General features: G+C 67.1%; 1 pseudogene. It reads left to right on the forward strand.

Annotation, left to right across the window (positions count from 1 at the left end):
• The first annotated feature begins 76 nt into the window (after positions 1-76).
• Positions 77-1,077: pseudogene (locus ABZ497_RS36865) on the forward strand (IS5 family transposase).
• Positions 1,078-1,098 lie beyond the last annotated feature (21 nt).

Here is a 1,098-nt window from a genome sequence, read left to right on the forward strand (position 1 = left end):
TAGGGCACGTATTCGGTCGTGATCAATCTTGGCGATTCACCTTCGCGGCGGGTCCTGATCCGGTAGACCGTGGTGTGTGACGCGAGCGCAACTGACAGATGCGGAGTGGGTGTTGATCGAGCCGTACTTGCCGATCGGCGAGTACGGCCCGTACCCGGAGCGGCTGCGACAGCAGTTTGAGGGCGTGATCTGGCGATTCCGGACGGGCGGGCAATGGCGGGAGATGCCGACGGAGTTCGGGGCGTGGTCGACCGTCTCCAACCGGTTCCGGCAGTGGAGGGATGCCGGCGTCTTCGAAGCCCTGATGGAGGGCCTGATCACGGAAGCCGCGAGACGCGGCGATGTGGACTTGTCCCTGGTCAGCGTGGACTCCACCACCGTGCGGGCCCACCACGACGCCGCCGGGATGCACCTCGACTCCGACACCATGGCCGCCCTGGAGAAGGCCGCCGAGGAGGCGGAGAAGGCTCGACAAAAGGGGGAGGCCCGAAGGAACAAGACGGGCGGGACGCCCCATGCGACGCGAAACGGGAAGAACGTCGACGCATCCGGCGTCGGCGCGGGCTCCGGCTGAAGGCCGCCCTGCTCGGACGCTCCAGGGGTGGGCAGACCAGCAAGGTCCATTGCGCTGGCGACCGAAAGTGCCGCCCGCTGGCTCTCATCCTGACCGAGGGCCAGGCCGCGGACAGCCCGCAGTTCATCCCCGTGCTGAAGAAGGTCCGGGTCCGCGGGCCCGTCGGCCGTCCCCGCACCCGGCCGGACGCGGTAGCCGGAGACAAGGCCTATTCGTCACGCGGCAACCGCGCCCACCTGCGCAAGCGCCATATCAAGGCGGTCATCCCGGAGAAGAAGGACCAGAGCGCCAACCGGAAGAAGAAGGGCCGCCAGGGCGGCCGTCCCGTCAGCCACGACGCCGAGCTCTACAAGGAGCGCAACACCGTCGAGCGCCTGATCAACAAGCTGAAGGCCTGGCGAGGCATCGCCACCCGGTATGACAAGACCCCGGAAAGCTACCTCGCCGGCCTCCACCTCCGTGGCGCGATGATCTGGATCAAGGACCTCACTCGAACCCATTGATCACGACCGAATACGTGCCCT

Origin of the sequence: Kitasatospora sp. NPDC005751 (assembly GCF_040630835.1) — a bacterium.
Lineage (GTDB): Bacteria > Actinomycetota > Actinomycetes > Streptomycetales > Streptomycetaceae > Kitasatospora.